At 73.6% G+C, this 24,852-nt stretch carries 29 protein-coding genes; 21 read left to right on the top strand and 8 right to left on the bottom strand.

Features of this window, described 5'->3' with window-relative positions; translation table 11 throughout:
* Window positions 1-1,145: molybdopterin-dependent oxidoreductase (locus tag KK617_RS14765; protein ID WP_277500854.1), on the top strand; the 1,145-nt coding region annotated here is incomplete at its 5' end.
* 9 nt (window positions 1,146-1,154) lie between these two features.
* Here the strand turns inward: KK617_RS14765 and KK617_RS14760 are convergent.
* Complete coding sequence (locus tag KK617_RS14760) at window positions 1,155-2,516, bottom strand: peptidase C39 family protein (protein ID WP_277500852.1); 1,362 nt, start codon at window positions 2,514-2,516, stop codon at window positions 1,155-1,157.
* A gap of 130 nt (window positions 2,517-2,646) precedes the next feature.
* Here KK617_RS14760 and cysS point away from each other — a divergent pair, with 130 nt between their 5' ends.
* The 3 genes from cysS to KK617_RS14745 are packed head-to-tail and all read left to right on the top strand — an operon-like array spanning window position 2,647 to window position 6,714.
* Window positions 2,647-4,098: a cysteine--tRNA ligase gene (cysS, locus tag KK617_RS14755; RefSeq protein ID WP_277500851.1), complete on the top strand. Its 1,452-nt coding sequence runs from the start codon at window positions 2,647-2,649 to the stop codon at window positions 4,096-4,098.
* A 1-nt stretch (window position 4,099) separates the two neighbouring features.
* Complete coding sequence (gene rlmB, locus KK617_RS14750) at window positions 4,100-5,059, top strand: 23S rRNA (guanosine(2251)-2'-O)-methyltransferase RlmB (protein WP_277500850.1); 960 nt, start codon at window positions 4,100-4,102, stop codon at window positions 5,057-5,059.
* Window positions 5,056-6,714 carry a metallophosphoesterase gene (locus KK617_RS14745; protein ID WP_277500849.1) on the top strand — a complete coding sequence of 553 codons (1,659 nt, stop codon included), beginning with the start codon at window positions 5,056-5,058 and terminating at the stop codon, window positions 6,712-6,714. The genes rlmB and KK617_RS14745 overlap by 4 nt, the downstream gene beginning before the upstream one ends.
* Before the next feature lie 33 nt (window positions 6,715-6,747).
* Here the strand turns inward: KK617_RS14745 and KK617_RS14740 are convergent, their stop codons facing one another.
* Both KK617_RS14740 and KK617_RS14735 read right to left on the bottom strand, forming a co-directional pair.
* Window positions 6,748-7,983 carry a GNAT family N-acetyltransferase gene (locus tag KK617_RS14740; protein ID WP_277500848.1) on the bottom strand — a complete coding sequence of 412 codons (1,236 nt, stop codon included), beginning with the start codon at window positions 7,981-7,983 and terminating at the stop codon, window positions 6,748-6,750.
* A gap of 9 nt (window positions 7,984-7,992) precedes the next feature.
* The gene (locus KK617_RS14735) at window positions 7,993-9,246 is read right to left on the bottom strand and encodes a DUF4032 domain-containing protein (protein ID WP_277500847.1); all 1,254 of its coding nucleotides are present in this window, start codon (window positions 9,244-9,246) and stop codon (window positions 7,993-7,995) included.
* 143 nt (window positions 9,247-9,389) lie between these two features.
* Between KK617_RS14735 and KK617_RS14730 the strand changes: the two genes are divergently transcribed.
* On the top strand, window positions 9,390-10,463 hold the full coding sequence (locus KK617_RS14730) for an alkene reductase (RefSeq protein ID WP_277500846.1): 1,074 nt from the start codon (window positions 9,390-9,392) through the stop codon (window positions 10,461-10,463).
* 340 nt (window positions 10,464-10,803) lie between these two features.
* Here the strand turns inward: KK617_RS14730 and KK617_RS14725 are convergent, their stop codons facing one another.
* Window positions 10,804-12,093, bottom strand: a complete 1,290-nt coding sequence (locus tag KK617_RS14725) for an HNH endonuclease signature motif containing protein (protein ID WP_277500845.1) — start codon at window positions 12,091-12,093, stop codon at window positions 10,804-10,806.
* 422 nt (window positions 12,094-12,515) lie between these two features.
* On the opposite strand from KK617_RS14725, the gene KK617_RS14720 reads away from it, so the two are divergent.
* A complete protein-coding gene (locus KK617_RS14720) occupies window positions 12,516-13,763 on the top strand; it encodes a tyrosine-type recombinase/integrase (protein ID WP_277500844.1) in 1,248 nt (415 codons plus the stop codon).
* A 7-nt stretch (window positions 13,764-13,770) separates the two neighbouring features.
* Here the strand turns inward: KK617_RS14720 and KK617_RS14715 are convergent, their stop codons facing one another.
* The 4 genes from KK617_RS14715 to KK617_RS14700 all read right to left on the bottom strand — a co-directional run bounded on the left by KK617_RS14715 (window position 13,771) and on the right by KK617_RS14700 (window position 15,630).
* Entirely contained in the window at window positions 13,771-14,187 is a 417-nt protein-coding gene (locus KK617_RS14715; protein WP_277500843.1) for an ImmA/IrrE family metallo-endopeptidase, read from the bottom strand.
* A 72-nt stretch (window positions 14,188-14,259) separates the two neighbouring features.
* Window positions 14,260-14,829, bottom strand: coding sequence for a hypothetical protein (locus KK617_RS14710; RefSeq protein ID WP_277500842.1), 570 nt, complete (start codon window positions 14,827-14,829; stop codon window positions 14,260-14,262).
* 19 nt (window positions 14,830-14,848) lie between these two features.
* Window positions 14,849-15,067 carry a type II toxin-antitoxin system HicA family toxin gene (locus KK617_RS14705; protein ID WP_277500841.1) on the bottom strand — a complete coding sequence of 73 codons (219 nt, stop codon included), beginning with the start codon at window positions 15,065-15,067 and terminating at the stop codon, window positions 14,849-14,851.
* A 29-nt stretch (window positions 15,068-15,096) separates the two neighbouring features.
* Window positions 15,097-15,630: a hypothetical protein gene (locus KK617_RS14700; protein ID WP_277500840.1), complete on the bottom strand. Its 534-nt coding sequence runs from the start codon at window positions 15,628-15,630 to the stop codon at window positions 15,097-15,099.
* 652 nt (window positions 15,631-16,282) lie between these two features.
* On the opposite strand from KK617_RS14700, the gene KK617_RS14695 reads away from it, so the two are divergent.
* The 15 genes from KK617_RS14695 to KK617_RS14625 form a co-directional block, all read left to right on the top strand.
* Window positions 16,283-17,053, top strand: coding sequence for a BRO family protein (locus tag KK617_RS14695; RefSeq protein ID WP_277500839.1), 771 nt, complete (start codon window positions 16,283-16,285; stop codon window positions 17,051-17,053).
* On the top strand, window positions 17,050-17,262 hold the full coding sequence (locus tag KK617_RS14690; RefSeq protein ID WP_277500837.1) for a hypothetical protein: 213 nt from the start codon (window positions 17,050-17,052) through the stop codon (window positions 17,260-17,262). The genes KK617_RS14695 and KK617_RS14690 overlap by 4 nt, the downstream gene beginning before the upstream one ends.
* A 456-nt stretch (window positions 17,263-17,718) precedes the next feature.
* Complete coding sequence (locus KK617_RS14685; protein ID WP_277500836.1) at window positions 17,719-18,333, top strand: DUF4258 domain-containing protein; 615 nt, start codon at window positions 17,719-17,721, stop codon at window positions 18,331-18,333.
* Window positions 18,330-18,944: a hypothetical protein gene (locus KK617_RS14680; RefSeq protein ID WP_277500835.1), complete on the top strand. Its 615-nt coding sequence runs from the start codon at window positions 18,330-18,332 to the stop codon at window positions 18,942-18,944. The genes KK617_RS14685 and KK617_RS14680 overlap by 4 nt, the downstream gene beginning before the upstream one ends.
* 108 nt (window positions 18,945-19,052) lie before the next feature.
* On the top strand, window positions 19,053-19,325 hold the full coding sequence (locus tag KK617_RS14675; protein WP_277500834.1) for a hypothetical protein: 273 nt from the start codon (window positions 19,053-19,055) through the stop codon (window positions 19,323-19,325).
* Window positions 19,322-19,699: a hypothetical protein gene (locus tag KK617_RS14670; protein WP_277500833.1), complete on the top strand. Its 378-nt coding sequence runs from the start codon at window positions 19,322-19,324 to the stop codon at window positions 19,697-19,699. Before KK617_RS14675 ends, KK617_RS14670 begins: the two co-directional genes overlap by 4 nt.
* Complete coding sequence (locus tag KK617_RS14665) at window positions 19,700-20,053, top strand: hypothetical protein (RefSeq protein WP_277500832.1); 354 nt, start codon at window positions 19,700-19,702, stop codon at window positions 20,051-20,053. It abuts the gene before it with no gap.
* Between the two features lie 47 nt (window positions 20,054-20,100).
* On the top strand, window positions 20,101-20,349 hold the full coding sequence (locus tag KK617_RS14660; RefSeq protein WP_277500831.1) for a hypothetical protein: 249 nt from the start codon (window positions 20,101-20,103) through the stop codon (window positions 20,347-20,349).
* A 136-nt stretch (window positions 20,350-20,485) separates the two neighbouring features.
* Window positions 20,486-20,752 (top strand): hypothetical protein, encoded by a 267-nt coding sequence (locus tag KK617_RS14655; RefSeq protein WP_277500830.1) that lies wholly within the window; start codon window positions 20,486-20,488, stop codon window positions 20,750-20,752.
* An 8-nt stretch (window positions 20,753-20,760) separates the two neighbouring features.
* A complete protein-coding gene (locus KK617_RS14650; protein ID WP_277500829.1) occupies window positions 20,761-21,105 on the top strand; it encodes a hypothetical protein in 345 nt (114 codons plus the stop codon).
* The gene (locus KK617_RS14645; protein WP_277500828.1) at window positions 21,102-21,845 is read left to right on the top strand and encodes a hypothetical protein; all 744 of its coding nucleotides are present in this window, start codon (window positions 21,102-21,104) and stop codon (window positions 21,843-21,845) included. The genes KK617_RS14650 and KK617_RS14645 overlap by 4 nt, the downstream gene beginning before the upstream one ends.
* 202 nt (window positions 21,846-22,047) lie before the next feature.
* Complete coding sequence (locus tag KK617_RS14640) at window positions 22,048-22,272, top strand: hypothetical protein (protein ID WP_277500827.1); 225 nt, start codon at window positions 22,048-22,050, stop codon at window positions 22,270-22,272.
* Window positions 22,273-22,435: 163 nt separating this feature from the next.
* Complete coding sequence (locus KK617_RS14635; RefSeq protein WP_277500826.1) at window positions 22,436-22,642, top strand: hypothetical protein; 207 nt, start codon at window positions 22,436-22,438, stop codon at window positions 22,640-22,642.
* Window positions 22,639-23,484, top strand: a complete 846-nt coding sequence (locus KK617_RS14630; RefSeq protein WP_277500824.1) for a hypothetical protein — start codon at window positions 22,639-22,641, stop codon at window positions 23,482-23,484. Before KK617_RS14635 ends, KK617_RS14630 begins: the two co-directional genes overlap by 4 nt.
* Window positions 23,485-23,565: 81 nt before the next feature.
* A partial coding sequence (locus KK617_RS14625; RefSeq protein ID WP_277500823.1) for a DUF87 domain-containing protein occupies window positions 23,566-24,852 on the top strand: 1,287 nt, incomplete at its 3' end.

The following is a 24,852-nucleotide window of genomic DNA, read 5'->3' as shown; positions in this document are numbered from 1 at the left end:
CCGCCGCCCCCGACGCCGCCCCCGACGGCGCCGCCGTCCCGGGCGGACCGACGGGGCACCGGGTCGCCGCGCTCACCGGGCGGCGCGGTTTCCTCGCGGCGGCGGGCGCGGTCGCGGTGGTCGGCGTCGTCCTGGCCGTCACGGGCGAGGTGGTCGGACGGGGGCGGCGCGCGGTCGAGGAGGGCCGCCGGCTGCTGCGCCTGACGATGGTCACGGAGCCCCGGGTGCCGGCGGGCGCCGGCGTCGGGGTGCTGGGTGTCGTTCCGTGGCAGACGCCGAACGAGGACTTCTACCGCGTCGACTCGGCCATCGTCGTGCCGACCACCCCGGCGGAGGACTGGGCGCTGCGCATCCACGGCGAGGTCGAGCGCGAGGTCGTCGTCGACTTCGCCGAGCTCATCGCCATGACCACCCGGGAGCAGTGGACGACGCTCGTCGGGCTGACGAACGAGGTCGGCGGCACCCGGGTCGGCAACGCCTGGTGGAGCGGCGTGCCCACGAGCGCGCTGCTCGAGCGCGCCGGCGTGCTGCCCGGCGCCGACGCCGTCGTGCAGACGGGCGCCGACGGCTGGCGCTGCGTCACGCCGACCCAGGTGCTCGGCGACCCCGGCCGCTCCGCGCTGCTCGCGTTCGGCATGAACGGCGAGCCGCTGCCGCTGGACCACGGCTTCCCGGTGCGCACCCTCGTCCCGGGGCTGTACGGCGGGGTGGCGGCCTGCAAGTGGGTCGTCGACTGGGAGGTGACGCGGCTCGAGGTGCTCGAGCCCTCGTGGGACGCCGACCGGCCGCTGACGGCGCCCGTGCGGCTGGCGTCGCGCATCGAGGTGCCCAGCGACGGCGCCGAGGTGCCGCCCGGCGTGGTCGACGTGGCCGGCACGGCCTGGGCCCCGCCCGCCGGCGTGGAGGCCGTCGAGGTCGCGGTCGACGGCGGTGACTGGCAGCGGGCGGTGCTGGGCGACGTACGTCTCGACGACGCGTGGGCGCAGTGGCGCGCCGCCGTCGAGCTGGAGGCGGGCAGCCACCGGGTGCACGTGCGCGTGCGGGACCGCCTCGGCGGCGTGCAGGAGGGGGTCGTCGCCGACGACGGGGCCGGCGCGACCGGCCTGCACGAGGTCACCCTCGAGGTCGTCGCGCCCGAGGCGTGACGACCCGGCTCACCAGTTGCGGCGGGTGCCCCGGGGCGGCAGCTGCGTCGCCGCGTCGCGGATGACGTAGACGAGCCCGCCCGAGCGCGGCAGCCAGGCCCGCTCGAACTGCGCCCGCTGGTAGACGCGGCGCACGGACGAGTTGCGCGGCGCCGCCGGGTCGTTGACGACGACGTCGCCCTCGGGCGTGAAGCCGGCGATGACGAGCAGGTGGCCGTTCGTCGCCCCGATGGGGGAGCCGTCCAGCTCGCCGCGGGCGAAGGAGATCGACGCGACCAGCGGGATGCCGTAGGCGATGAACTCCTCGGCCTCGCGGAGGCTGCGGAGGCGGGTCACGAAGGCAGAGGCGACGCGCTGGTTGGCGTAGGCGGTGTTGAACGGCCAGTTGCCACAGCCGCGGTACTCCGCGTCGTAGACCATCCGCGCCGCGTGGTCGACCCACGGGTCGGTGTGGCCGGCGGGCACCCAGGAGTAGGCGCTCGAGGACGGCAGGGCGCGGTAGTAGTGCAGCACCATCGACACCGAGGTGGGGGAGCACCACGCCTCCCCGCCGTTGCCGTACGACGGGTAGTGGCCGCTGTGGATCATCTGCGAGAACTGCGGCACGGGCAGGGTGCGCGCGATCCCCAGCGGGGCGGAGGCGCGCCACGTCGAGGGCAGCCGCGACGTCATCGCGCCGATGGCGGTGACGGTGGGGCTGGCCGTCGTGGCCCCACGCAGCCGGTAGAGGCTCACCCGCAGCTGGAAGCCGCGCAGGCCGGTGGCGCTGTTCGCCCTCCACGTGTCGACCGCCATGGAGGCCATGTCGTCGCTCTGGCTGGTGAAGGAGGTGCGCCGCACCTTGGAGTCGCCGGTGGCCCAGCGGGCGAGCGTGTCCCAGCTCGACAGGCGGCCCGACGCGTCGCGACCGCGCACCTCGACGAGCACGAAGCTGTCGCCGGGCGTCTCGGCCTTCCAGGAGGGCACGAGCTCGGTGAAGCCGAAGGACTCGGTGATCCACGGGGAGTGCCAGGCGCCGCCGACGTACGCGCGGCCGTTGAGCGTCGTGGTGAGGCGGGGGCTCGCGGCCAGCGCGAGGCGGCCCGCGGAGTCGATGACGACCCGGTCCAGGGCGCCCTGCCGCAGGAGGCGGGGGCCCTCCCAGTTGCGGTACATCACGAGGCGGTCGCCCGCGGCGGCCTCGGCCGGCGAGGCCGTGCCGACCAGGGTCGCGGCGGCCGCGCCGCCGGCCACCACGGCGGGCGCGCGCAGCAGGGTGCGGCGGTGCAGGGCGGCGGCGGGGGTCGACGCGGCGGTCGGCGCGGGGGCCGACGCAGGGGTCGACGCAGGGGTCGACGCGGGAGAGGCCGGGGAGGAGGTGGGCTGGTCCACCGCTCGAGGGTACGACGGCCCCGCCGTCGTGTCAGCCGATACGCATGAGGTCGTCGTGACGCGTGGGGCCCGTGGGGTCGCGCGTGGCGCGGAGTCGGCGCAGCCCCGCGTCGCACCTAGAATCGTGCGGGTGACGCTGAGGCTGTACGACACCGCTGCCCGCGAGGTCCGTGACTTCGTGCCCCTGGTCGAGGGTCGCGTCGGTGTCTACGTGTGCGGGCTGACCGTGCAGTCCGAGCCCCACGTGGGCCACGTGCGCTCCGGGGTGAACTTCGACGTCCTGCGCCGCTGGCTCACCGCACGCGGCCTCGAGGTGACGTTCATCCGCAACGTGACCGACGTCGACGACAAGATCCTGGCCAAGGCGCAGGCCGCCGGTCGACCCTGGTACGCGCACGCCCAGGCGATGCACCGCGAGCTGAGCGCCGCGTACGCCGCCCTCAACGTCGCGCCCCCGACGTACGAGCCGGCGGCCACGGGCCACGTGCCCGAGATGCTCGAGCTCATCGCGCTGCTGGTCGAGCGCGGCCACGCCTACGCCGCCGACGACGGCTCCGGTGACGTCTACTTCGACGTCCGCTCCTGGCCGGCGTACGGCGAGCTGACCCGCCAGCGCGTCGACGACATGGAGGCGGCGGCCGACGCGGACCCGCGCGGCAAGCGCGACCCCCGCGACTTCGCGCTCTGGAAGGGCCACAAGCCCGACGAGCCCGCCACCGCGTCGTGGCCCTCGCCGTGGGGACGCGGCCGCCCGGGGTGGCACGTCGAGTGCTCGGCGATGGCCGGCAAGTACCTCGGCGAGGCCTTCGACATCCACGGCGGCGGCTTCGACCTGCGCTTCCCCCACCACGAGAACGAGCAGGCCCAGTCGCGCGCGGCGGGGCACCCGTTCGCGTCGTACTGGATGCACAACGCGTGGATCACCACCGCCGGCGAGAAGATGAGCAAGTCGCTGGGCAACACGCTGTCGATCCCCGCGATCCTCGAGCGCTTCCGCGGCATCGACCTGCGCTACTACCTCGTGGCCGCGCACTACCGCTCGCACGTCGAGTTCAGCTTCGAGGCGCTCGCGGAGGCCGCCGCCGGGTTCGGCCGGGTCGAGGGCTTCCTCGAGCGCGCCGCGGCGGTCGGGTCGACCGACCCGGGCCAGGACCTGCTGGCCGCGCTGCCCGCGGCGTTCACGGCGGCGATGGACGACGACCTCGGCACCTCGACGGCCGTGGGTGTGCTCCACGACGTCGTGCGCGAGGGCAACCGGGCGCTGGCCGACGGGGACCGCGACGCGGCCCTGCGCCACGCCGTCGCCGTGCGGGCGATGCTGGGCGTCCTGGGGCTCGATCCCGCCGACGACGTGTGGCCGCGCGCCGCGGCCGACGCCGGGCTGACGAGCGCGCTGGACGTGCTTGTCGGCGCCCTGCTCGAGCAGCGTGCCGCCGCCCGTGCGGCGAAGGACTTCGCCACGGCGGACGCGATCCGCGACCGGATCGCCGCCGCCGGCATCGAGGTCACCGACAGGCCGGACGGCGCCACGTGGGCGCTCGCGGCAAGCACCGACAGCACGACCGACGGCCGGGAGGGCTGACATGGCGGGCAACTCGCAGCGCAAGGGCGCGATCAAGAAGACGGGCAAGGGCAACCCCACGGCGGGGTCCGGCGGGCGCGTGCGCCGCGGGCTCGAGGGCAAGGGCCCGACGCCCCGGGCGGAGGACCGCCCCTACCACAAGGCGCACAAGGCGAAGAACGCCGCGCAGCGCTCGTCGAGCCCGGGTCGTCCGGCGCAGCGGCGCCGCGGCAGCAGCGACGCCGAGTGGATCGCCGGGCGCAACTCGGTGGTCGAGGCGCTGCGCGAGGGCGTGCCCGCCACGGCCCTCTACGTCGCCGAGGGCGCAGAGCGCGACGGTCGGCTCCGCGAGGCGTTCGGGCTCGCCGCCGACCGCGGGATGGCCATCGCCGAGGTCTCGCGCACCGAGCTCGACCGGCTCACCGGCGGGGCGGTCCACCAGGGCATGGCGGCGCGGATCCCGTCGTACGAGTACGCCCACCCCGACGACCTGCTCGACCGTGCCGACGAGATGGGGGAGCCGCCGCTGATCGTGGCCCTCGACTCCGTCACCGACCCGCGCAACCTGGGCGCGGTCATCCGCTCCGCGTCGGGCTTCGGCGCCCACGGCGTGCTCATCCCCGAGCGCCGCGCCGCGGGCATGACGGCCTCGGCGTGGAAGACGTCGGCCGGTGCGGCGGCCCGCATCCCGGTGGCGCAGACGGTCAACCTCAACCGGCAGCTGAAGGCGTACGCCGACGCGGGCCTGATGATCGTCGGCCTGGCCGCGGACGGCGACGTCTCCCTGCCCGACCTCGAGCTGGGCGACGGCCCGCTGGTGGTCGTCGTCGGCTCCGAGGGCGCGGGCCTCTCGCGGCTCGTCAAGGAGCACTGCGACCAGCTGGTGTCGATCCCGATGGCGGGCGACCTGGAGTCGCTCAACGCCGGTGTCGCGGCCTCGGTGGCCCTCTACGCGGTGAGCCAGGCGCGGGCCTCGGCGTGACCGTGAGCGTGGCCGCGTCCCCCCGGCGACGCTGGTGGCGGCGGCCCGGGGCCGTCGTGGCGGTGGCGCTGGCCGTCGCCACGTGGGCGGTGGTCGCCGCGGTGGTCGCCGTCGTCCTGTTCCTGGGGAGCAGCCGCGAGACCGTGGTCGCGGGCCACGACGCCGTCGTGCGCCCGACCTTCGACCCGTACGCCGTCATCCGCCCGGGCGCGCTGCTGCCGGACGTGCGGGTCCCCCTCGACAGCCGGGTCGGCGTCGACCTCGAGCTCGGCAAGACCGAGGTGACCTCGACCGACGAGCTGGTGCAGCGCTACGCCTTCATCGCCTCCCAGCCGGAGGGCCAGGTGGAGAAGGTGACGGGCCTCGTCACCGACATGGCGCTCTCGGCCGCCCTGCGCGGCGCGGTGGTGGGCGCCGTGCCGGTCGCCCTGTGGCTGCTGCTGGGCCCGGTGCGGCGGCGCCAGCTGCTGCGGGGCGTCGCGAGCTGGCGGGGCGTGGCGGTCGTGGCCGCGGGCGCGACCGCGGTCGTGCTCCTCGTGCAGCCGTGGGACCCCGACGCCGCGACGACCGCGCAGGCCCAGGAGGAGGACACCTGGCAGGGCCTCGGCGACTTCCTCGGCGACGCCGTGCCGCTGCCCGCCGAGGCGCAGGCGGTCGAGATCCGCCAGGACGTCGTGACCGCGCAGACCCGGCGCCTCGTGGAGAGCGCGATCTCCACCTACGACACCTCGCTGGAGTTCTACTCCGCCGCGGCGGAGGAGGCCGCGGAGCTCGAGGTGCGGCAGCCGGAGGAGGACGAGACCGTCGTCGTGCTCGTCTCCGACCGCCACGACAACATCGGCATGGACCCCGTGGCGCGGGCGATCGCGGACGCCGGCGGCGCCACGGCCGTCTTCGACGCCGGCGACGACACCTCGACGGGCCAGCCGTGGGAGGCGTTCAGCCTCGACTCGCTGCAGTCGGCGTTCGGCGACCTGGAGCGCTACTCGATCACGGGCAACCACGACAACGGCGACTTCGTCGGGGACTACCTCGCCGACGCCGGGTGGGAGCGCCCGGTCGACGGGGAGGTCGTCGAGGGCCCCGGCGGGGCGACGCTGCTGGGCGTCGACGACCCGCGCTCGAGCGGCCTCGGCAACTGGCGCGACGAGACCGGGCTGAGCTTCGGCGAGGTGCGCGACCTCGTCACCGAGGCGGCCTGCGAGGCCGACGAGCGCGTCGCGACCCTGCTGGTGCACGACGCCGCGCTCGGCCGCGACGCCCTGGCGCAGGGCTGCGTCGACCTGGTGGTGGGCGGGCACATCCACGTCCGCTCCGGCCCCACCGCGGTCGAGGGCGCCAACGGCGAGGTGGGCTACACCTACACGAGCGGTACGACGGGGGGTGCGGCGTACGCGATCGCGGTCGGCAGCAAGCCCCGCCGGCCCGCGGAGACCACCCTCCTCACCTACCGCGACGGCCGCCCCGTGGGACTGCAGTGGGTGGTGCTGCAGACCAACGGCCGCTTCGACGTGGGGGAGTACGTCGAGCTCGACTACGCGCCGACCACGACCGGCGCCGACGGCGAGCCGACGGACGTCCCGACCGAGGTCCCCGAGCAGCCCGCGGCCCCGGAGGACACGGCCGGGCCCACGGACGACGGCGCCACCGGCTGAGCCCGGGCCCGACCGGGTGCGACGCGGCGCGGCTCAGAAGTAGTCGCGCACGTGCACCTGCCGCCCGCCGAACCAGGCGGCGAGCAGCGCGTCGTGCGTCGTCGGGCCCTCGAGGTGGCCGGCGACCCGCAGGTTCGCAGGGCCCTGCGCGCCGGCGTACAGCAGGGAGAGGCCGGCGACGGTGAGCACGGGCGCGGTGGTGGACGTGGTCGCCTCGACCTCCGCGACGCCGTCGGCCACGCGCAGCCGCCAGGTCCCGTCGACGAGGCCGAGGCGGTCGCCCGTGACGGCGAAGGTGGCCTCGCCATCGACGGCGAACGTGCGGGGCACGAGCGCGCCGGGCACGTCGAGCAGGCGCAGCATGTAGGGGTGGCTCTCGACCCGCTGCCAGGCCAGCGAGGGCAGCACGAGCCGCGCCGTGTCGGGGTCGGAGGTGTGCAGCCGCACGCGGCCCGTGACCGACGAGAACGAGCCGACCACCCGCCACAGCGCCCGCGCGGCGTCGGGGGTGACCGCGACGAGGTCCTCGACCTCGAGCACCCGGTCGGCGCCGTAGCCGGTGCCGCGCTGCCACGCGGCGTACCCGACGACGCGCGGGCCGTCCGGGCCGTCGGTCTCCGCCAGGCTCACGCCGGTGACGTCGTCGAGCAGGGTCTCCTCGGCGAAGAGCGGGCCGCGGCGGGTCAGGGGGCCGTTCTGCTGCGACGCCCACGCGTCGTACGCCGCGGTGAGGGCCGGCAGGTCGCCAGGGCGGGCGCGGCGCACCGTGACCGACGGCGCGGGGCGGACCCCGGCGAGCTCGGAGGCGGGCAGCTCGACGGTGTCGAAAGAGGTGACGAGCTCGTAGCCGAACCCGCGGTAGATGCCCGGCGCCGTCGGGAAGAGGGTGCTGACCGCGGCCCCGGCGGCCGCCGCCTCGCCCAGCGAGCGGCGCAGGAGCTCGGCGAGGTGCCCGCGGCCCCGGTGCTCGGCCGCGACGACGACGCCGGCGAAGCCGCAGGTCGGCACGGCGGCGCCGCCCCACCAGGACGTGTAGTCGTGGGTGCGCACCCGCGCCACCATGCGCGGGCTGCCGTCGGCCGGGTCCGGGTCGGCCGCGTCGAAGGTCGCCCACATGCCGACGCCGTCGGGCCAGCTGCCGGGGGCGGGCATGGGCGGCGGGGTCGCGCCGGGCGGCATCGCGCCGAAGGCCTCGGCGCCCAGGGCGCGGGAGGCGGCGGTCACCGCCTCCGGGTCGTCGGGACCGAGGCGACGCACGTCGAGGGTCATGCGGGCAACCTACGGGGCGCCGACGGCCTCGCTCGACCCGGTTTCCGTCGCGGCGACGGCCTCCTCGGGCCGCCCGGTGAGCACCGTGTCGATGTAGTCGCGGGCGGTCGCGAAGATGTCGACCTCGTGGCCGGCCTGCTCCGAGAGGTACCACCGGTGCTCCAGCACCTCGTGGAACACCTCGGCCGGCTCGAGCCGGCCGCGGACGTCGGGCGGGATCATCGCCACGAGCGGCTCGTAGACGTCGTTGAGCCACTTGTGGGCCACGAGGCTGCGGTCGGTGCCGCCGAGGCCGAAGTGGGCCGTGAAGGCCGCGATGTCGTTGAGCAGGCGGCGGGCCTGGGCGTCCTCGACGGAGAGGCCGGTGAGGGCCTGCAGCTCGCGACGGTGGTGGCCGGCCTCGACGACGCGCGGCTGGATGCGCACCCGGTCGCCGTCGTAGTCGGTGACGATGTCGAGCTCCTCGACGTCGAACCCGAGGGCGTTGAGGCGCTCGACGCGCTGCTCGATGCGCCACATCTCGTCGGTGCCGAACTCCTCCTCGCCGGTCAGCTCGTTCCACAACGCGTCGTAGCGCTCCTGCAGCATCGTCACGACGCTGCGCGGCTCGAAGTCGGCGGACAGCGAGCCGGCGGCCTGGAGGTCCATGAGCTCGGCGAAGACGTTCTGGCAGCCCACCTCCACGTCGTACTCCCGCAGGCGGGGGGACAGCGGTGAGCGCCACTCGCCGGTCTCGGCGTCCACCAGGTACGCCGCGAACCCGCCCGCGTCGCGGCGGAAGAGCACGTTGGAGAGCGAGACGTCGCCCCAGTAGAACTCCTGCAGGTGCAGCCGCACGAGGAGCACGACGAGGGCGTCGACGAGCGAGGGGACGTCGTCGGTGCTGGCACCGTGGGAGAACAGGCTGCGGTAGGGCAGCGAGAAGCGGAGGTGGCGCGTCAGCAGGGCCGCCGGCAGCGGCTCACCGTCGGCGGCCGTGCGGCCGGTGACCACGGCCTCGGGCGTCACCGACGGCAGGCCGGCGCGGCGCAGGTCGCGCAGCAGGCGGTGCTCGCGGAAGGCGAGGGGCTCCTGGGTCTCCTTCACCGCGTACGTCGCGGGCGGGCGGCCGCCGCGGCCCGGCAGCTGCACGATGCGCACGACGTGGCGCGAGAGGCCGCGCGGGAGCGGGACGACGTGCTCGGTCCACTCCTCGAGCGGCGTGGACCACGGCAGGGTGACCAGCGCCGGATCGGGCCGGTTCGCGACGATGCGCAGTGCCATGGCAGGACCTCCGCGGGCGACCCTACGCCAGGCGCGCCGGCGGGGGCGCGGGTCGCGGGGTCGGTCGGGCCGGGGGTGTGACGCGCGCCGCAGTCGAGCGCGGACCGGAATGCGGCCGGGGCGCCCGGCCGTTCCAGCCCCTCGTGGACCTCTTCACCCCCGTCGCCCTCGGCGAGCTGCGGCTCGCCAACCGCGTGGCCCTCGCGCCCCTGACCCGCATGCGTGCCGGTGCGTCCGGCGTGCCCGGGGACCTGCTGGTCGAGCACTACGCCCAGCGCGCGGGCCTCGGCCTCATCGTCACCGAGGGCACCTACCCCCGTCCCGCGTCGCAGGCGTTCGTCGGCCAGCCCGGCATCGTCACCGACGAGCAGCAGGCGGGCTGGGCCCGCGTCGCCGACGCGGTGCACGAGCGCGGCGGGCAGATCGTCATGCAGGTGATGCACGGGGGCCGCGTGACCCACCCGGACGTCAACGGCGGCCGTCGCGTGGAGGCGCCCAGCGCGATCGCCATCCAGGGCTCGGTGCACACCGAGAACGGCAAGCAGCCCTACCCGGTGCCGCACGCCCTCACCGTCGCCGAGGCCCACGAGGTGCGCGACGACTTCGTGGCCGCCGCCCGCCGCGCCGTGGCCGCCGGCCTCGACGGCGTCGAGGTGCACGGGGCCAACGGCTACCTGCTGCACGAGTTCCTCTCGCCCGCGGCGAACGTCCGCGACGACCAGTACGGCGGCAGCCCTGAGAACCGCGCCCGCTTCGTCGTCGAGGTGGTCACCGCCGTCGCCGAGGCCGTCGGTGCCGGTCGCGTCGGGCTGCGGATCTCGCCCGAGCACGGCATCCAGGACGCCCTCGAGCCCGACCGCGACGACGTGCTCGCGACGTACGGCGCGCTGCTCGACCAGCTGCGCCCGCTCGGCCTGGCCTACCTGTCGGTGCTGCACCGCGAGCCCGCGGGCGACCTCGTGCAGGAGCTGCGCCGCCGCTTCGACGGCCCGCTGATGGCCAACAGCGGCTTCGGGACCGTCACCACCCGCGCCGAGGCGCTCGAGCTCGTCGAGGCCGCCCACGCCGAGGTCGTCGCCGTCGGCCGCCCGGCCATCGCCAACCCCGACCTCGTCGAGCGCTGGCGCCACGAGCACCCGGAGAACGAGCCCGACGCGTCGACGTTCTACGCCGGCGGCGCCCGCGGCTACACCGACTACCCGACGCTGAGCGCCTGAGGGGCCGCGAGGTCTGAGCGCCTGAGCGCCTGAGCGCGGCGCCGTGTAACGCGGTGTCCGGGCGTCTGCACACGCGGTAGACCGCGTGGGAAGACGCCGGGACACCGCGTTACTGCTTCCCGCGGCGTTCCTACGATCGTCTCGTGGTGGTCGAGATCGTGGTCCGGACGGGTCAACGCCATGCCCGGCGGTGCGGTGGTTGAGGTAGCCGCGCGGCAGTGCGGTGGTTGAGGTGGCCGCCCCGGCGGCCCTCGAAACCACGTCAGGTTCCCGGGCGTGGTTTCGAGGGGTTGCCAGAGCAACCCACCTCAACAACCGGGGGTTCGGGCGCGCGGGTTGATCAGACGCGCCGGGTGAACCTGAGCTTGCCGGTGCCGAGTGTCTCGGTGAGGTACGTCGGGTCGTGGGCGACGCGGTGGTGGCGCCAGCACAGCAACCGGCCGCGCGTCACTGATGTCCCTCCTCCGCGTGACCAGGGGTCGTCGTGGTGGGCCTCGCACCAGTGCGGTGGTGCGTCACAGTCCTCGGCGGTGCAGCCGCCGTCTCGCAGGATCATCGCGATCCGCTGGGGTCTGCTGTGGAACCGGGAGGCGCGTCCGAGGTCGAGCACCTCGCTCCTCGTACCCAGCACCGCCGGTACGAGGTCGGCGTTGCAGGCGAGGCGGCGTGCTTCGCCGGGCGAGATGCGGTGGCCGGTGTCGAGCGACGCCGCGGCAAGGCCGCCGGTGAGGGTGTCGACCTGCATGGTCACGACGACCGTCGCGCCGGCTCCGGCGGCGTCGGGGAGGTCGACGTCGCGCATCCGCTCGATGAGCTCGAGGAACGCCTGGCCGCGGCGCTCCCAGGACGGGCGCGGGTCCGCCACGCGTTCACTGGCGTCGGCGGCGTCGTCAGTAGCCTCATCGCGGCGGAGGTGGTGACGTCGCGGCGACGCGATCGCGTCGAGCATCTTCGCGAACATCGCGCCGTGCATCTCCGGCACCGTGAACCGGCCGTGGACGCAGCCCTGACCGTCCTCGCGCATCGTCAACCGGATCTTCGCGGCGGCGTCGCGTTCCTCCTGCGCCAGCAGCTCCGCCTCCCGGGCTTCACCCACGGCGGGGGCCACGATGTCCAGGATCCGACGGCCCAGGAGCCGCAGGGCCTTGGCGTCGTGACTGGCTGCGAAGCCGACCAGTGCCTGTTCCGCCTGGACGAGGACGTCGGCGTCGACCTCGGCCTGGCCCGAGCCCGCCTTCAGGTCGTCGAGCGCCCGCGCGATCACCTCGGTCTGGCTGGGCGAGACTGCGCCGGAGGAGCCCGCGGCGGCGAGGGCGGCGTACTGCTCCTCGGCGGCGACCGCGGTGCGCACCCGGCGGTGGGCCTCCGCCCGCGAGACACGGGTGGCGTTCGCGAACCACACCGCTGTCGACGGCGCCCCCGTCTGATCCTCGACGCGCACCTCGCTGGCGTGGGCCAAGAGCCGCGACTGCAGCGCGGCGAGGCGGTTCGCGGCTCGCTCGAGCTCGACGAGGGCCGTGCCGGTCTCGGCAGGGCCCAGCGTCAGCAGACCGAGCTCGAAGCCGTCGTCGAGATCCTCGTCGAGACGCGCGACGACCCCGGCCAGGGGGTGCAGCGTCGTCTCGGTCATGAGTCCATGACACCAGGGACCACCGACATTCCTGGGTCCGAGCGACGCTTCTCCAGAAGTTGCATTTGCGCAGTTCAGACGGCGTGTGTGGCTAGCGACGACTTGGTGCACTCACGCGTGCAGGTTGCGACGACTCGCCATCCCACCGCGTCCAGTTTGCGACGACTCGGCGTACCCACGCGTGCAGCTCGCGACGACTCGACGCACGCGAGCCGGGCGCGCGGCCCGCGACGACGCGTCGCCAAGGAGGATGGAGCCGGTGACAGGATTCGAACCCGCGACATCTTCTTTACAAGGTAGAGACCCCGGGCCGGAATGAAGCGGTCATAGGCCGCTGACCTGCACAAACAGGCTGGGGCCCGCCGGTCCCAGGGGTTCCACATGGCTGTCAGAATGGCTGTCATCAGGCGTACGATGAGACCGTGTCCAGGAAGAAGCCACAGGCGTACGGCGACGGGTCGGTCTACCAGCGCGCAGACGGCCGCTGGGTCGCGACCATCGAGGCCGGCTACACCGCGTCCGGCAAGCGCCGCCGCGTCACCGTCACCGGCAAGACCGAGACCGAGGTCCGCCGCAAGTTGCGCGACAAGAAGGCCGAGATCGCCGCGAACGCCGGCCGCATCACCGACGCCGCCAAGGCCAGGATGACGGTCAAGCAGTGGACCGACGAGTGGCTGACCGAGCGCCAGACCACCGTGCGGCCGAAGACCTACGAGAGCGATCGCTGGGCGGTCCGCAACTACGTCGTCCCCACCATCGGGGCCGAGCGGCTCGTCGACCTCGCTCCGCGCGACGTGCGCCGCGTCGCGACCAAGACCCGGGCGAAGGCCGGCGACGCCAGCGCGCTGCGGGTGCAGCGGTGCCTCGTGAAGTGCCTGCGCGACGCGTCCGAGGAGGGCTACCCGATCACTCCCGGCATCTTCGCGATGAAGGCACCCTCCCAGCCCGTCACCGACCGCCAAGCCCTCGACACCGCGCAGGCCGTGGCCGCGCTCGCGCACGCCCGCGAGCTGCCCGGCGGGGTCCGCTGGTTCGTCGCCTTCTACCAGGGCCTGCGCCAGGGCGAGGTCCTCGGCCTCACCGAGGACTCGATCGACTGGGTCGCCAACACCCTCACGATCGACTGGCAGCTCCAACCCCTCACCTACGCCGACAAGCAGGACCGCAGCCAGGGGTTCGTCATCCCCGTCGGCTACGAAGCGAAGCGGCTGCGCGGCCGGTTCCATCTGGTGCGCCCGAAGTCCAGCAAGGGCTACCGCGTCATCCCAATGGTCCCCACCGTGCGCGCTGCGCTCGAGACGTGGCTCGACGACCCGGCCCGGCCACGGAACCCGTGGGGGCTGCTGTGGTGCCGTGAGGACGGGTGGCCGATCGACAAGGCCGACGACTCCAAAGTGTGGCGCGCGCTGCAGGACGCCGCGAACGTGAAGCACCCGTCGGGGCGGCACTACTACGGCCACGAGATCCGCAACACGACCGCCACGCTGCTGCTCGAGGCGCGCGTCGACCCGGTCATCATCACCGCGATCCTGGGCCACTCCTCGATCGTCACCAGCCGCGGCTACATGACCGCCCGCTCTGACGCGCTCACCGCCGCACTCGAGGGCGTCGAGGCCGCGTTCACCTCACCCGCCGACGCACCGCTTCAGCTCAACGCAGGGGAGGACTAGGGCGTCGTCACTCGTCGCCCAGCATCAAGATCGCGTCGGCCATCCGCGCCTGGTAGTAGCCGGCCTCGCTCGTCGTCAGGGCGCTCAGCCGCACCTCGAGGATGATGGGGTCGACCCACAGCTCCTCGGCGGCCCGCTCGTAGTCACCGCGGTGCCAGATCAGCGCATCGCACAGCGCCCGGATGGACGGCACCAGGAGCCTCGCGACGGCCCGGTCGACCTCCAGCTCCTCCGCCATGTCGCTGCACAGCGACGTCGGCCCCCGGCGGGCGTGCTCGACCTCGTGAGCAACGGTGCACCGCCGTTCCTCGAACGACATGTCCGTGTGGAGCGTGATGGTGCGGGTGTCGTGGCACGTGTAGCCGTAGGTGTCGCCGTCGAGGGGGAGCCAACGCAGCTTCCACGAGGGACCCAGTGCCCGCATTCTGTGCCACGGATTGAACCGCGTCGTCGACCCCCGCATGAGGGACGAAGGTAGGCGGGGCCGCCGACAGTCCTAGACCGTGACCTTCGCGCTGGCCAGATTGCCGACCATCAGCCGGCCGACCGTCATGTCCATCGTGAGACCGAGCGCCTCGAAGGACTCCCAGCCGTGGCCGGTGTGGTCATCGGTGGCGACCTGGGTGCCGAACACCATGCTGTCGGCCACTGCCGCGACGACCACGACGTTGTCGCCGCGCGGGTCGAGCTGCTCGACGACCCACCCCAACGTGTCGCTCGACAGGCAGCAGACGTACGTCACGACACCGGTCGCGTCCGGCTCGTGGGTCCGGAGCTGGTCGATGGCGTTCTCGTCCTGCAGCATCCGCTGCACCCGGTTGCCGGCCACGACGCGGGCCTCCGGCTGGTCATCGGTCTGCCACCGGATGACGTACTCCTGGCCGCGCACATCGACTCCGCGGACCTGCCAGTGCCCGATCACGTTGGTCGGCGTCCGGTCGGGCAGCGCCCGCTTCAGGTCCTGCTGGTACTCCCGCGCCGCGACCACGTCATCCGGGTAAGCGGCCACCCAGCCGGGCAGCTGGGGGCTCGTCGCCGAACGCCCGTACTCGCCCTCGTCGGTCATGAACACATGCACACGTCGATCAGGCACGCTTCACCACCTCCTGGGCTTCCTCGAGCGTCAGTCCAACCTGCTTGACGAGGATACTGCGCACCAGCGCTGGGCCTAGCCCCTTCGCGTGGATCGCGAGCGTGATCGGCGGGTGGGTCGGCGACTTCAACCGCTGATGCGAACCGGCGCCCCGGACGACGACATACCCGAACTCGCGCTGCAGCAGCCGCATCAAGGTCTTGGGGCTCATCTCGCCGAACCCGGGCGCCAGGGGTGGCATCAGTCCGGGTCCTGCTCCCGCCGGCCCTTCGGTCCACGCCCGGGACGCTTCCGTGCCGCGCGGCGGGTGGCGCGGTCGAGGTAGGTGAACGCCTCCTGCCCGCCGGGTTCGTCGATGCGCAGCTTGGCGGCCGCGGCGGCGCTCTCGAAGTCGGGGTCCTCCCGCAGGAGGCCCGCGACGATCGCGAGCGCCGCCGGCGACAGGCCGGAGACCTCAAGCTCGCGACGTTGGGGGAGCGTCAGCCCCTCCAGCAGGTCATCGAGGTTGGTAGCGCGGGCCTCGTCCGCGTCCTTGGTGGCGGCGGCACCTCCTGCACGTGCCCCACCTCCTTCCGTCTTGGCAGCGAATGAAGCAGTCGGGGCGGCAATGCTCCCGACGAGCTTCAGGCGCCGGCTGGCCACGAACTCCTGCACGCGGGGAAGGTCTGTCCGCACGGCCTCGCTCAGCTGCTCCCAGCTGATGTCGGTGAGGCGGACGATCTTCTCCATGTCGTCGGGCTGGATCGTCGACTCGCAGTGCTTCCAGGCGCTCATCAGCGAAGTCGAGATGCCCAACATCCCCGCCATCTGGCCCTGTTTGGGCTTCAGGGGGTGGCGGCTCGACCAGTCCTCCAGCAGGGCCCAAACGGCACCTGGCTGCTTCGTGGTCGGTCGCATGGCTCGATGCTCCTCGCGGGCGTTGCTCGGGCGCAACGCGGCCGGACACAGGGTCCAGCGACGCTGACGGAAATTGTGGACACCACAAGGTAGCGAACAACAGACCCGTAATTCGACGCAGCGGCGCAGTTTCAAGGCGCAGGTCGGCTCTGAGACTTGACGAGTGGACACTGCCGTTGAAAACTATGTCCGACAACGCTGGACACACAGACCGACGGAGACGTACCGTGGCGACATCGCCCCAACCCATCCCACTGCCGGAGATCTACATGCTCTTGAAGGACCGAAAGCAGCTCGCGAAGCTGATGGTCATCCAGGGGGTCTCGGCGCGACAGCTCGCCAAGGTCGCCGGGTGGCGGTCGCACTCGTACATGAACCGCCTCCTGGCTGGACAGGTGCGGTCACTCTCGACGGACCCGGCTCTTCGGATCGCGAACCACCTCGGCGTGGGCGTTGACGATCTTTTCCTGGTCCGAGTTTCCAACGACGCTGGCCGAAACGTTCAGCAGCCGCAGCGGAAGGCATCTTGATGGGCATCTTGACCGCGTACTCGTACGCGCAGCACGAGGTCCGCACGATCTCGGTCGACGGGGAACCCTGGTTCGTCGCAGCCGACGTGTGCGCAGTCCTCGAACACAGCAACCCGAGCATGGCCGTCGCTGGCCTCGACGACGACGAGAGGGGTCTAAGGAGTGTTGAGACCCCTGGCGGCGCCCAGCAGCTCGTGTGCGTCAGCGAGGCCGGGCTCTACTCGCTGATCATGCGGAGCCGCAAGCCGGAGGCCAAGGCGTTCAAACGGTGGGTCACCCACGACGTCCTCCCCGCCATCCGCAGGACCGGTCGCTACGGCTCCGACGTCGAGATGCTCGCGGCGCTTCCGTCGTCGAAGCTGCTGGCCCTCGCGGCCCAGGCCGCCGAACGCGCCGAGGCAGCGGAGGAGCGGGCCCGCGAGCTCGAGGCCCCCGCCGGCGCATGGAAGGACCTGTCCGCCGCCGAGGGCGACTTCACCGTCTCCGACGCAGCGAAGCTGCTCCGGCGCGCGGGCATCGTCACCGGGCCGCGCCGCCTCTACTCGTGGCTGGCCGACAACGGCTGGGCCTTCCGCCGCGGCGGGCGGTGGCAGGCGATGCAGACCGCGGTCAACGCCGGCTGGCTGGTCGAGCGCGTCACGTCCGGCTACTTCGACGAGAAGACCGGCGAGCGCCACCAGGGCGATCCGCAGATCCGCGTTACCCCGAAGGGGCTGGAGCGGCTCCGGGCCGTGATGGGGGAGCGGGCGCTGGCGGTGGTGCCGTCGTGAGCGTCGCGAAGCCGAAGCTCGCGTACGACACCGCCGAGCTCATCGAGGCGACCGGTCTGTCGAAGGACACGATCGATCAGGCGGTCGCGACCGGCCGGCTGCGAGCGAAGAAGTCGGGCGTGAACAAGAAGACGGGGGAGCCCGCCGGCAAGCGGGTCTACCTCGAGGAGGACGTCCGCGACTTCCTCCGCTCCCTGCTCAGCGCCTGAGGGCGCACCCCACCTGCACACCCACCAGGCCCCGCGACGACACGGGGTCTCCTCGGCCACGGCTCATACCCGTGACCGAGGGCGACGGTTCCCGGCTCCGGCCGGACCCCGACCGAGGGACGCGTACGAACGGCGCCTTCCCCTCGACCGCGGGAACTCAACAGCGAGAAGCACCACCCGATACGGGACGCCCCGACCACTGCGGCTACGCGGGGCGGTCGCCACACCCGTCGAAGGACCCCGGTCGCAGGGGATCCCGACGGAGGCAACGGGGTGGTGCACCGGGTTCGCCGCCCGGTTCGGCGCGCTGCAGCGCCAGCACGGTCGACGCGGTAGGTCCCGCGACCCGCCCGTGCACCCCAAGAACAGAGCCCCCGCCCCGCAGATGAAGTGCGGCGACGGCCCGCGACCGAGCGGGGGCGCCAGGCCCACTCCCACCCAGCACGAGGAGGACCCATGGTCGACGACAAGAAGACCGCGCTCCGTTGGCTCGACCGCGAGGGCTGGGACGTCGACACCGAGGGCTCGCGCTACACCGCGACCCACCCCGACGCCGCCGAGCCCATCATCTTCGGGGGCCGCTCCGGGTGGAGCCTGTCGAAGATCCGCCGCGACGCCCAGCGGGCGCTCGGCATCGAGGTCAAGACCGCCAACCGGCGGCGCACCGAGCGAGAGGCAGCCCGCCAGCAGCGGGCGGAGGAGACCGCCCGACTTGAGCGGGAGAACGACCGCGCTCTGCGGGCGCTGATCCGCGCCGAGCGGCGCGAGCGCGGCGCCACGGCCAAGGCCACTAGCCAGCTGCTCGACGAGGCCCGTCGCGTCGGGGCCCTCCCGGGGTGGACGGTGAGTCCGCACGCCTGCCAGCGGATGCGGGAGCGGGGGGTGACCGCCGCCGAGCTCCGCGAGACCATCCGCCACCCGCTCGACGTCTCCCTCGATCGCGACCGCCCGATCTACGCCGGCCCCGGTGTGCTCGCCGTCGTCGACGCCATCGACCGCGTCGTCGTCACGGTGTACCGCGGGACGCTCGCCCAGCACCGGGCTCGGATGCCCGAGCGGGTCGGGACGTGATCGCTCCGGGCGCACGGCTCGCGGCGCTGCCCGGCTCCCGGGTGGCCCACCTGTACGACGGGCCGCTGCCCGCCGACGGGCGCCGCCTCCCCGGCCGGCCGGTGTGCCGGGTTCGGACCCGTGACCGGCTGCTCCTGCTCGACGGCGTCGGTCGGCTGTTCAGCCACGGCCTGTGTCGGCCGTGCCGCACATGCGGCTCGGTCGCGTTCGCCGGCGGCGTCCCGGCCGCGCGTGACGACGTCGCCGCGGCGTACTCCGACCACACCCCGGTCGAGCTGCTGCTCGCTGCCTGCTTCGCCCGCACCCCGGCCGAGGTCGACCGCGTGCGGCTCGTCGCGCTCGTGCTGCTCGGCATCGGCGGCCTGTCCCGGCCCGTCGACGTCCACGGCTACGACGGGTCGCTCTACGACCTGCTCATCCGGCGCCGCGCCGACGCCGTCACTGCGTCCCTCTCCGCGGTCGAACGCGCCGATCGCGTCGCGCTGCGCCAGCAGGAGACCGCCGAGCGCGCCGAGATTTACGACGCCGCCCGCCGCGAGGAGTCCGACCGCCGCCGCGCCCGCTGGCTTGAGAAGCAGGACCTCTTCGCCGGCTTCAACCTCACCCGCTGACCCCCAGACACGAAGCGGGCCCGTCCCCGACCTCCGCGTACCGGCTCGCACCCGCCACGCGAAGGGATCCCAGGGACGGGCCCACCCGACAGCCCAGGAGGCTACGCCATGCACGACCTGACCGACTGGCTCGCAACCCTGTGGGCGGTGGTGTGGGCCCTCAAGTGGGTGTTCCTCGCCGTCGTCGTCTGCCTGCTCATCGTCGCGGCCGTCGAGGAGGGCGCCCGCCGGCGCGAGCGGCGCCGCATCCGCCGCTCCAACCAGCTGCACGAGGCCGCGGCCCGCCGCGCGGTCCAGCGCCGCGCCGCGCAAGAGGGCCGCCCGCCCTACACCCCGCCGGCCCGCGGCCGCCGGACGAAGCGAACGGCGGTGCAGGCGTGATCGAGCACCGGTTCGTCGTCGACGTCGACCGCAACGAGGTCGTCCTCACCACCTCGTTCGCGACCCTCAGCCACCTCATGCTGGCCGCGAAGGACCACGGTCCCGCCGGCGCGCTCGACGTCACCATCCAGCCCTACGGCGAGGTGTCGATGCGCCTCACCCCCAACCAGGCCCGCGCCATGGCCCACGCCTGGGACGCCGCCCGCCGCACCGGCACCTACATGGGCCCGCCCCGGACGCAGCACGCCAACGAGGCCCCGCTGCTCCGGCTGCACGCCGCGCTCGCCGACCACCACGGCACGCCGCGGCCGCCCGTCCCGCCGCCGATGCGGGCCGTCGTCATCCCGTTCCCGACCCTGAGGGGGGTGGTCTGAATGCCGACCGACACCGCCCAGCTTGAACTCGACCTGTCGCCGGTCGTCGAGCCGGAGTACGCCGCGCACCTGACGCCGGCGGAGAGGTTCGAGCTGTTCCACGCCACAAACCCCCACGTCGCGGACGCGCTGGAGCGCCTCGCCGCGCAGTGGCTCCGCCACCACGACCGCGTCGGCATCAAGGCGCTGTTCGAGCGGCTCCGGTGGGAGTCCGGCATCCAGACCGCCGGCGACCCGTACCGGCTGAACAACAACTACACCGCCTTCTACGCCCGGCTCCTCATCGACCGGCGCCCCGAGTGGCGCGACTGCTTCGCCACCCGGGCGCAGCGGTCGCTCGAGCACGCCGAGTGAGCCCCGCCGCCCAGCGGGGCATCTGGTGTCGCGAGCCTGGCTGCTCGGTGCGGATTCACTTCGCCAAGCACCACGCCACCGGCCGGGCCGTCCCGCTCGAGGTGAAGGACCGGCCCCCGTTCACGCAGGAAGCGACCGGCGCGCTCGTCGTGGTCGCCGACCAGGCGTGGCGCGTCGAGCCCCTCGTCCAGCACTTCATGGCCCGCTTCGAGGTCACCGAGCCCAAGGCCCGCGAGCTCGTCGCCGGCTACCCGCACCACCGCGTCCACACCCACGGCCGACCGGGGGACGCGTGATGCCGCCCTGCCCGCGCTGCTACGGCTGCCAGGTGACCGCGATCTCCCCGGTCGACGGGCTCCCGGTCTGCGCCCGCTGCTACATGCACGACGTCGCGCCGATCGAGCACGGCCCGTGCCCCAGCCGGGCAGCGCCGTGAGCGACCTCGCCGCGTTCCGCGACCACGCCCGGGCGATGGCGGCCAAGACCGGACACGACCTCGCGCACCTCGCGTCGTGGTCCTGCCTCGCCGAGCGCCACGACAGCTGCGACCTCGGGCACGACCGGTGTCCCTGCGCCTGCCACGAGCCGCACCGCACCCCCATCCCCACCGACACCCAGCGCGAGCAGTGGACCCAGCTCGCGGACGAAGCCGACGTCCGGCTCGCCCGCGCAGTCGAGCCCGCGCTGTTCGATCCCTAGGAGCACCCATGCCCGAGACCACGCAGCACCCGTCGTTGACCGCCGAGGAGTTCGCCGCCGGCTGCGGCTACACGTACGGCGGCGTGCCGCTGTGCGAGGAGGAGCGGGCCGAGTGGGTGTTCGCCTACGGCCACGTCGACCCCGACACCTTCGCCGCCGCGGTCAACGCGATGGACCTCGACCTCGCTGGCGAGGCCCTGGGGTACGAGGCGGCGGCCGTCGAGCACCGGTGGGCCATCACCACCATCCCCGCGAGCTCGCCAGAGGGCTGGTGGATCACCTGGGCCGACGACGGCGCCGCCGTCACCGCGGAGACCCCGGGAGCCTTCCCGATCACGGTGGTGAGTCGATGAGCGCCTCGACCCCCGATCTGCCCGCACTGCGCGCCGAGATCGAGCGGCTGAAGCGGTGGAAGGCAGAGGCCACGTCGCTGTTCGACGGCCTACAAGACCTCGGCCGCGCTCTCGGTCTTCCACTCGGCACGCTCATCACGGGTCCGTCAGCCGTAGACACTGCTCGAAGCCTGCGAGCCGAACGCGACGCCCTGGCTGCTCGTCTCGCCGCCCAGCCGGTCGCCCCGGCCCCCGACCGCGACGCGCTGGCCGAGGCGCTCCGTGACGTCTTTCGGGGCGACGAGTACGAGGAGAACGCCGCAGCCGCAGCAGGTGAGGGCGAGTGGTCCTGGTTCGCCTGGCTCGCGGCGACCGCCGGAGTGGACGCCGTGCTCGACGCCCTCGCTGCTCGTCCGGCGCCCTCGGGTGACGCCGACCTCGCGGCACGCGTGCAGGCGGACGTGTGGGTCGCGATCAGCGACGGCACCATCGAGTGCGTCGCCGAGTCCCGCGAGGCCGCGACCGCGGCTCTCAACACGCGCCTCGCACGGATCGGCGGGACGTCGCACGACGACGGCTGGCACCAGCCCCAGCCCTCCGACGATCAGGACGACACGTGGTGGAGGCGCTGGTACCACGACCCGCACATCGTCGTCGGCTCGCAGACCCGGTCCCAGGAGGTGCGCCGGATGCCGCTCGTCCGCGCCCTGCTCGCTGACCAGCCCGCCGCCACCCCCGAGGGCACGGAGAGCGACCGATGAGCGCGGAAGCGATTCGCCACCCGAAGCGCGGGAAGGCGCACAGACCTGTCCTTGCCGTCCATCCGCGCGAGCCTGGCGACCTGGCGACGGCCTGCGATGCATGGGTCACCGCAAGGGCGAAGGGACTGACCGAGCGCATCCCCGTCGCGCAGACCGCGCCCGAGGACCGCTGCAAGGTGTGCTGGCCCGAGGGCGGTGCCCGATGACCCCGGCCCCAGACGGCCGCGAGCAAGACTGCCCCGAAGCGGGGGCCTGCGACGGGCGATGCGACCTGCACGAGGTCGGCGCATCGTGGGTGGACCGCTTCGGCGACGTGTGGACCTCGCGTGCCGACGGGCTGATGTACGAGCAGCCCGAGACGCGGCCGTTCCCGCGAGAGCACGTCGAGAAGAAGTGGGGCCCGCTCCGCAAGGTCACGCCGCCGTGATCCGCCGCTGCCGCCAGTGCCAGCTCCTTGTCCGTCCTGCCGACCCGCCTCACCCCTGCGACACCGCGGTCGTGCACGTCGTCACCGACCTCGGACCCACCGACCTTCCCGGCCTCGTCGTCCGGGCGAGGCTGGGCCCGATCGCCCCAGGAGGGCACGCACGATGAACGACGCCACGATCGCGGTCCGTACCTGCACGGACACCACGCCGACGGCGGGCCCGCAGAAGCGCGACACCGGCCACGTGACCCACGGCTGCAACCAGCCTCGGGACCACACGGGCGCCCACCACTGCGGCACCTGCGGGATCCGGTGGGCGCCGAAGAAGCCGCGGCCGAGCTACCACGACAACCACCCGTTCCGCGCATGAACTGGGACCCGGCCGGCGTCGACCGTCATCACCAGCGACGTCGACGCCCGAACGTCGGCGACCTCATCGCCGTCGACCGCCGCGCCTGGCACGTCGCCCGGGTGGACGACATCGCCGACACCGACCTCAGCCCGGACGACGCCGCCACCCTCCGCACCTACAAGGAAGCGTTCCGCGAGCGGGTGCGCCCGTTCCGGATCCTTCTGCGCAGGGCGCACGGCGAACCCCACCCTGCCGAGAACAAGCGCGGCGAGGCCAGCATCACCGTGCCCGTCGGGTACCACCCCGGGTTCCCGACGTACACCAGCGACCGGGTCCCGCTCTGCTCGTGCTGCGGACACCCATGGCCCTGCCTACTGGCCGACCAGGAAGCGTGGGCCGCGAAGGAACTGGCCCGCGCCGAGCGCGAAATGCAGCTCATGCCGGGCTGCTGCCCGGCTTGCAACGAGCCCGTCACCTCACGGCAGCGGTCGATCACCTTCGCCGGCCCTAACGTCAAGAACCCACTCGCGGAGGGCCCGACCTTCCACCTCCGGCGCAAGTGCCGACACGGGGCCGCGGCGTACGAGGAGCTGTGGGTAGCCGACGAGCCGGGCCGCCCCCGGTCGCTGCTGACGCTCAAGTGCGCGGGCCAGGTCATCACCCACCGCGACGGCACCGCGGAGTGCTTCGGGGCAGTCGACTCCGACTGCCCCTCGGTGTTCGCGCAGCACCGGCAGTACTCCTCCTGCTACACGCAGAGCCACGGCTGCCCACGCCCCGAATGCGACCGCTCCGACGGCCACCTGTGGGGCTGCACACCGAAGGGCTACCCCACCGACCCCAGGGCCATCACGCGCTAGTCCACCGCCCGCTCGCACCGGGTGCACCACCACGCGGGCCACCGGTCCCACCCGACACCAGGAAGCGGCACCATGACGAACATGCCCCCGACACCCGACGGCCTGCGGATCTCCGAGTCGCTCACCCTGCCGCTCGAGGCGGTGACGGAGACGTTCGCGATCCTCGCGAAGCGCGGCAAGGGCAAGACCAGCACCGCGGTGGTGATGGTCGAGGAGATGACCGCCGCCGGCCTCCCGGTCGTGGTCATCGACCCGGTCGGCGTGTGGTGGGGCATCCGCTCCGACGCCGACGGCACCGGCCCGGGCGTGCCCGCGGTCATCTTCGGCGGCGACCACGCCGACGTGCCCCTCGAGGAGAACGCCGGCGAGACGGTCGCCGACGTGATCGTCGAGGGCCGGTTCCCCGCGGTGCTCGACATGTCGGGGCTGTCGAAGTCGGCTGCTCGCCGGTTCATGGCGCCGTTCCTGGAGCGGCTCTACCACCGCAACCGCGAGGCGCTGCACGTCGTGGTCGATGAGGCCGACGCCTACGCCCCGCAGCGCACCCAGGCCGACGGGGCCCGGCTCCTCGGGGCGATGGAGGACCTCGTGCGCCGCGGCCGCGCCCGCGGGATCGGCGTCACCCTCATCACCCAGCGCCCCGCCGTGCTCAACAAGGACGTCCTCACCCAGGCGGAGGTCCTCATCGCGCTCGGCATGACCGGGCCCCGCGACGTCGCCGCGATCGACGAGTGGGTCCGCCTCCACGCCGACGAGGACCAGGCCGCCGAGGTGAAGGCGTCGCTGCCGTCGCTGCCGGTCGGTACGGCGTGGGTGTGGTCCCCGGGCTGGCTCAACCTGCTGGAGCGGGTCCAGGTCCGCCGCCGCACGACCTTCGACTCCTCAGCCACCCCGAAGCCGGGGGAGCAGCGCCGCACCCCGACCAGGCTTGCCGACGTCGACCTCGCCGCGCTGGGGGAGCGGATCACCGCGACCGTCGAACGCGCCAAGGCCGACGACCCGAAGCAGCTGCGCGCCCGGATCCGCGACCTGGAGCGGGCCCTGGCCGAAGAGCGCGCGAAGCCGCGGGAGGTGGAACAGGTCGAGGTGCCGGTACTGGACCCCGCCCACGTCACCGACCTGCACGAGACGCTCGAGCCGGTCCGTCGGCAACTGGAGCACCTGGCCCGCACCCTGGACGCCCTCTCGGCGCCCCGCCCGCCGGCCACAGCCCCGCTGCGGACACCCCGCCCGGCGGCGGTGCCCGCGCCGCGCGCCCCGGCCGCCGTCAGCCCCACCACCGACGTCCGACTCCGGTCCGGCGCCCACCGCATGGTCGAGGCCCTCGGCCGGATGGCGCCCCTCCGGCTCACGAAGAGCCAGTGGGGC

Origin of the sequence: Nocardioides sp. ChNu-99, from assembly GCF_029493445.1 — a bacterium.
Taxonomy (GTDB): domain Bacteria; phylum Actinomycetota; class Actinomycetes; order Propionibacteriales; family Nocardioidaceae; genus Nocardioides.
The sequence above is the reverse complement of the archived record's forward strand: the minus strand, read 5'-3'. Positions and strand labels throughout refer to the sequence as shown.

Bases quoted from the DNA above. Each gene is read 5' to 3' on its own strand.
- rlmB (WP_277500850.1), top strand. From the start codon at position 4,100: ATGGCGGGCAACTCGCAGCGCAAGGGCGCGATCAAGAAGACGGGCAAG.
- KK617_RS14740 (WP_277500848.1), bottom strand. From the start codon at position 7,983: ATGACCCTCGACGTGCGTCGCCTCGGTCCCGACGACCCGGAGGCGGTG.
- KK617_RS14735 (WP_277500847.1), bottom strand. From the start codon at position 9,246: ATGGCACTGCGCATCGTCGCGAACCGGCCCGATCCGGCGCTGGTCACC.
- KK617_RS14725 (WP_277500845.1), bottom strand. From the start codon at position 12,093: ATGACCGAGACGACGCTGCACCCCCTGGCCGGGGTCGTCGCGCGTCTC.
- KK617_RS14715 (WP_277500843.1), bottom strand. From the start codon at position 14,187: ATGCGGGCACTGGGTCCCTCGTGGAAGCTGCGTTGGCTCCCCCTCGAC.
- KK617_RS14710 (WP_277500842.1), bottom strand. From the start codon at position 14,829: ATGACCGACGAGGGCGAGTACGGGCGTTCGGCGACGAGCCCCCAGCTG.
- KK617_RS14705 (WP_277500841.1), bottom strand. From the start codon at position 15,067: ATGAGCCCCAAGACCTTGATGCGGCTGCTGCAGCGCGAGTTCGGGTAT.
- KK617_RS14700 (WP_277500840.1), bottom strand. From the start codon at position 15,630: ATGAGCGCCTGGAAGCACTGCGAGTCGACGATCCAGCCCGACGACATG.
- KK617_RS14695 (WP_277500839.1), top strand. From the start codon at position 16,283: ATGGGCATCTTGACCGCGTACTCGTACGCGCAGCACGAGGTCCGCACG.
- KK617_RS14685 (WP_277500836.1), top strand. From the start codon at position 17,719: ATGGTCGACGACAAGAAGACCGCGCTCCGTTGGCTCGACCGCGAGGGC.
- KK617_RS14675 (WP_277500834.1), top strand. From the start codon at position 19,053: ATGCACGACCTGACCGACTGGCTCGCAACCCTGTGGGCGGTGGTGTGG.
- KK617_RS14665 (WP_277500832.1), top strand. From the start codon at position 19,700: ATGCCGACCGACACCGCCCAGCTTGAACTCGACCTGTCGCCGGTCGTC.
- KK617_RS14650 (WP_277500829.1), top strand. From the start codon at position 20,761: ATGCCCGAGACCACGCAGCACCCGTCGTTGACCGCCGAGGAGTTCGCC.
- KK617_RS14645 (WP_277500828.1), top strand. From the start codon at position 21,102: ATGAGCGCCTCGACCCCCGATCTGCCCGCACTGCGCGCCGAGATCGAG.
- KK617_RS14640 (WP_277500827.1), top strand. From the start codon at position 22,048: ATGACCCCGGCCCCAGACGGCCGCGAGCAAGACTGCCCCGAAGCGGGG.
- KK617_RS14635 (WP_277500826.1), top strand. From the start codon at position 22,436: ATGAACGACGCCACGATCGCGGTCCGTACCTGCACGGACACCACGCCG.
- KK617_RS14630 (WP_277500824.1), top strand. From the start codon at position 22,639: ATGAACTGGGACCCGGCCGGCGTCGACCGTCATCACCAGCGACGTCGA.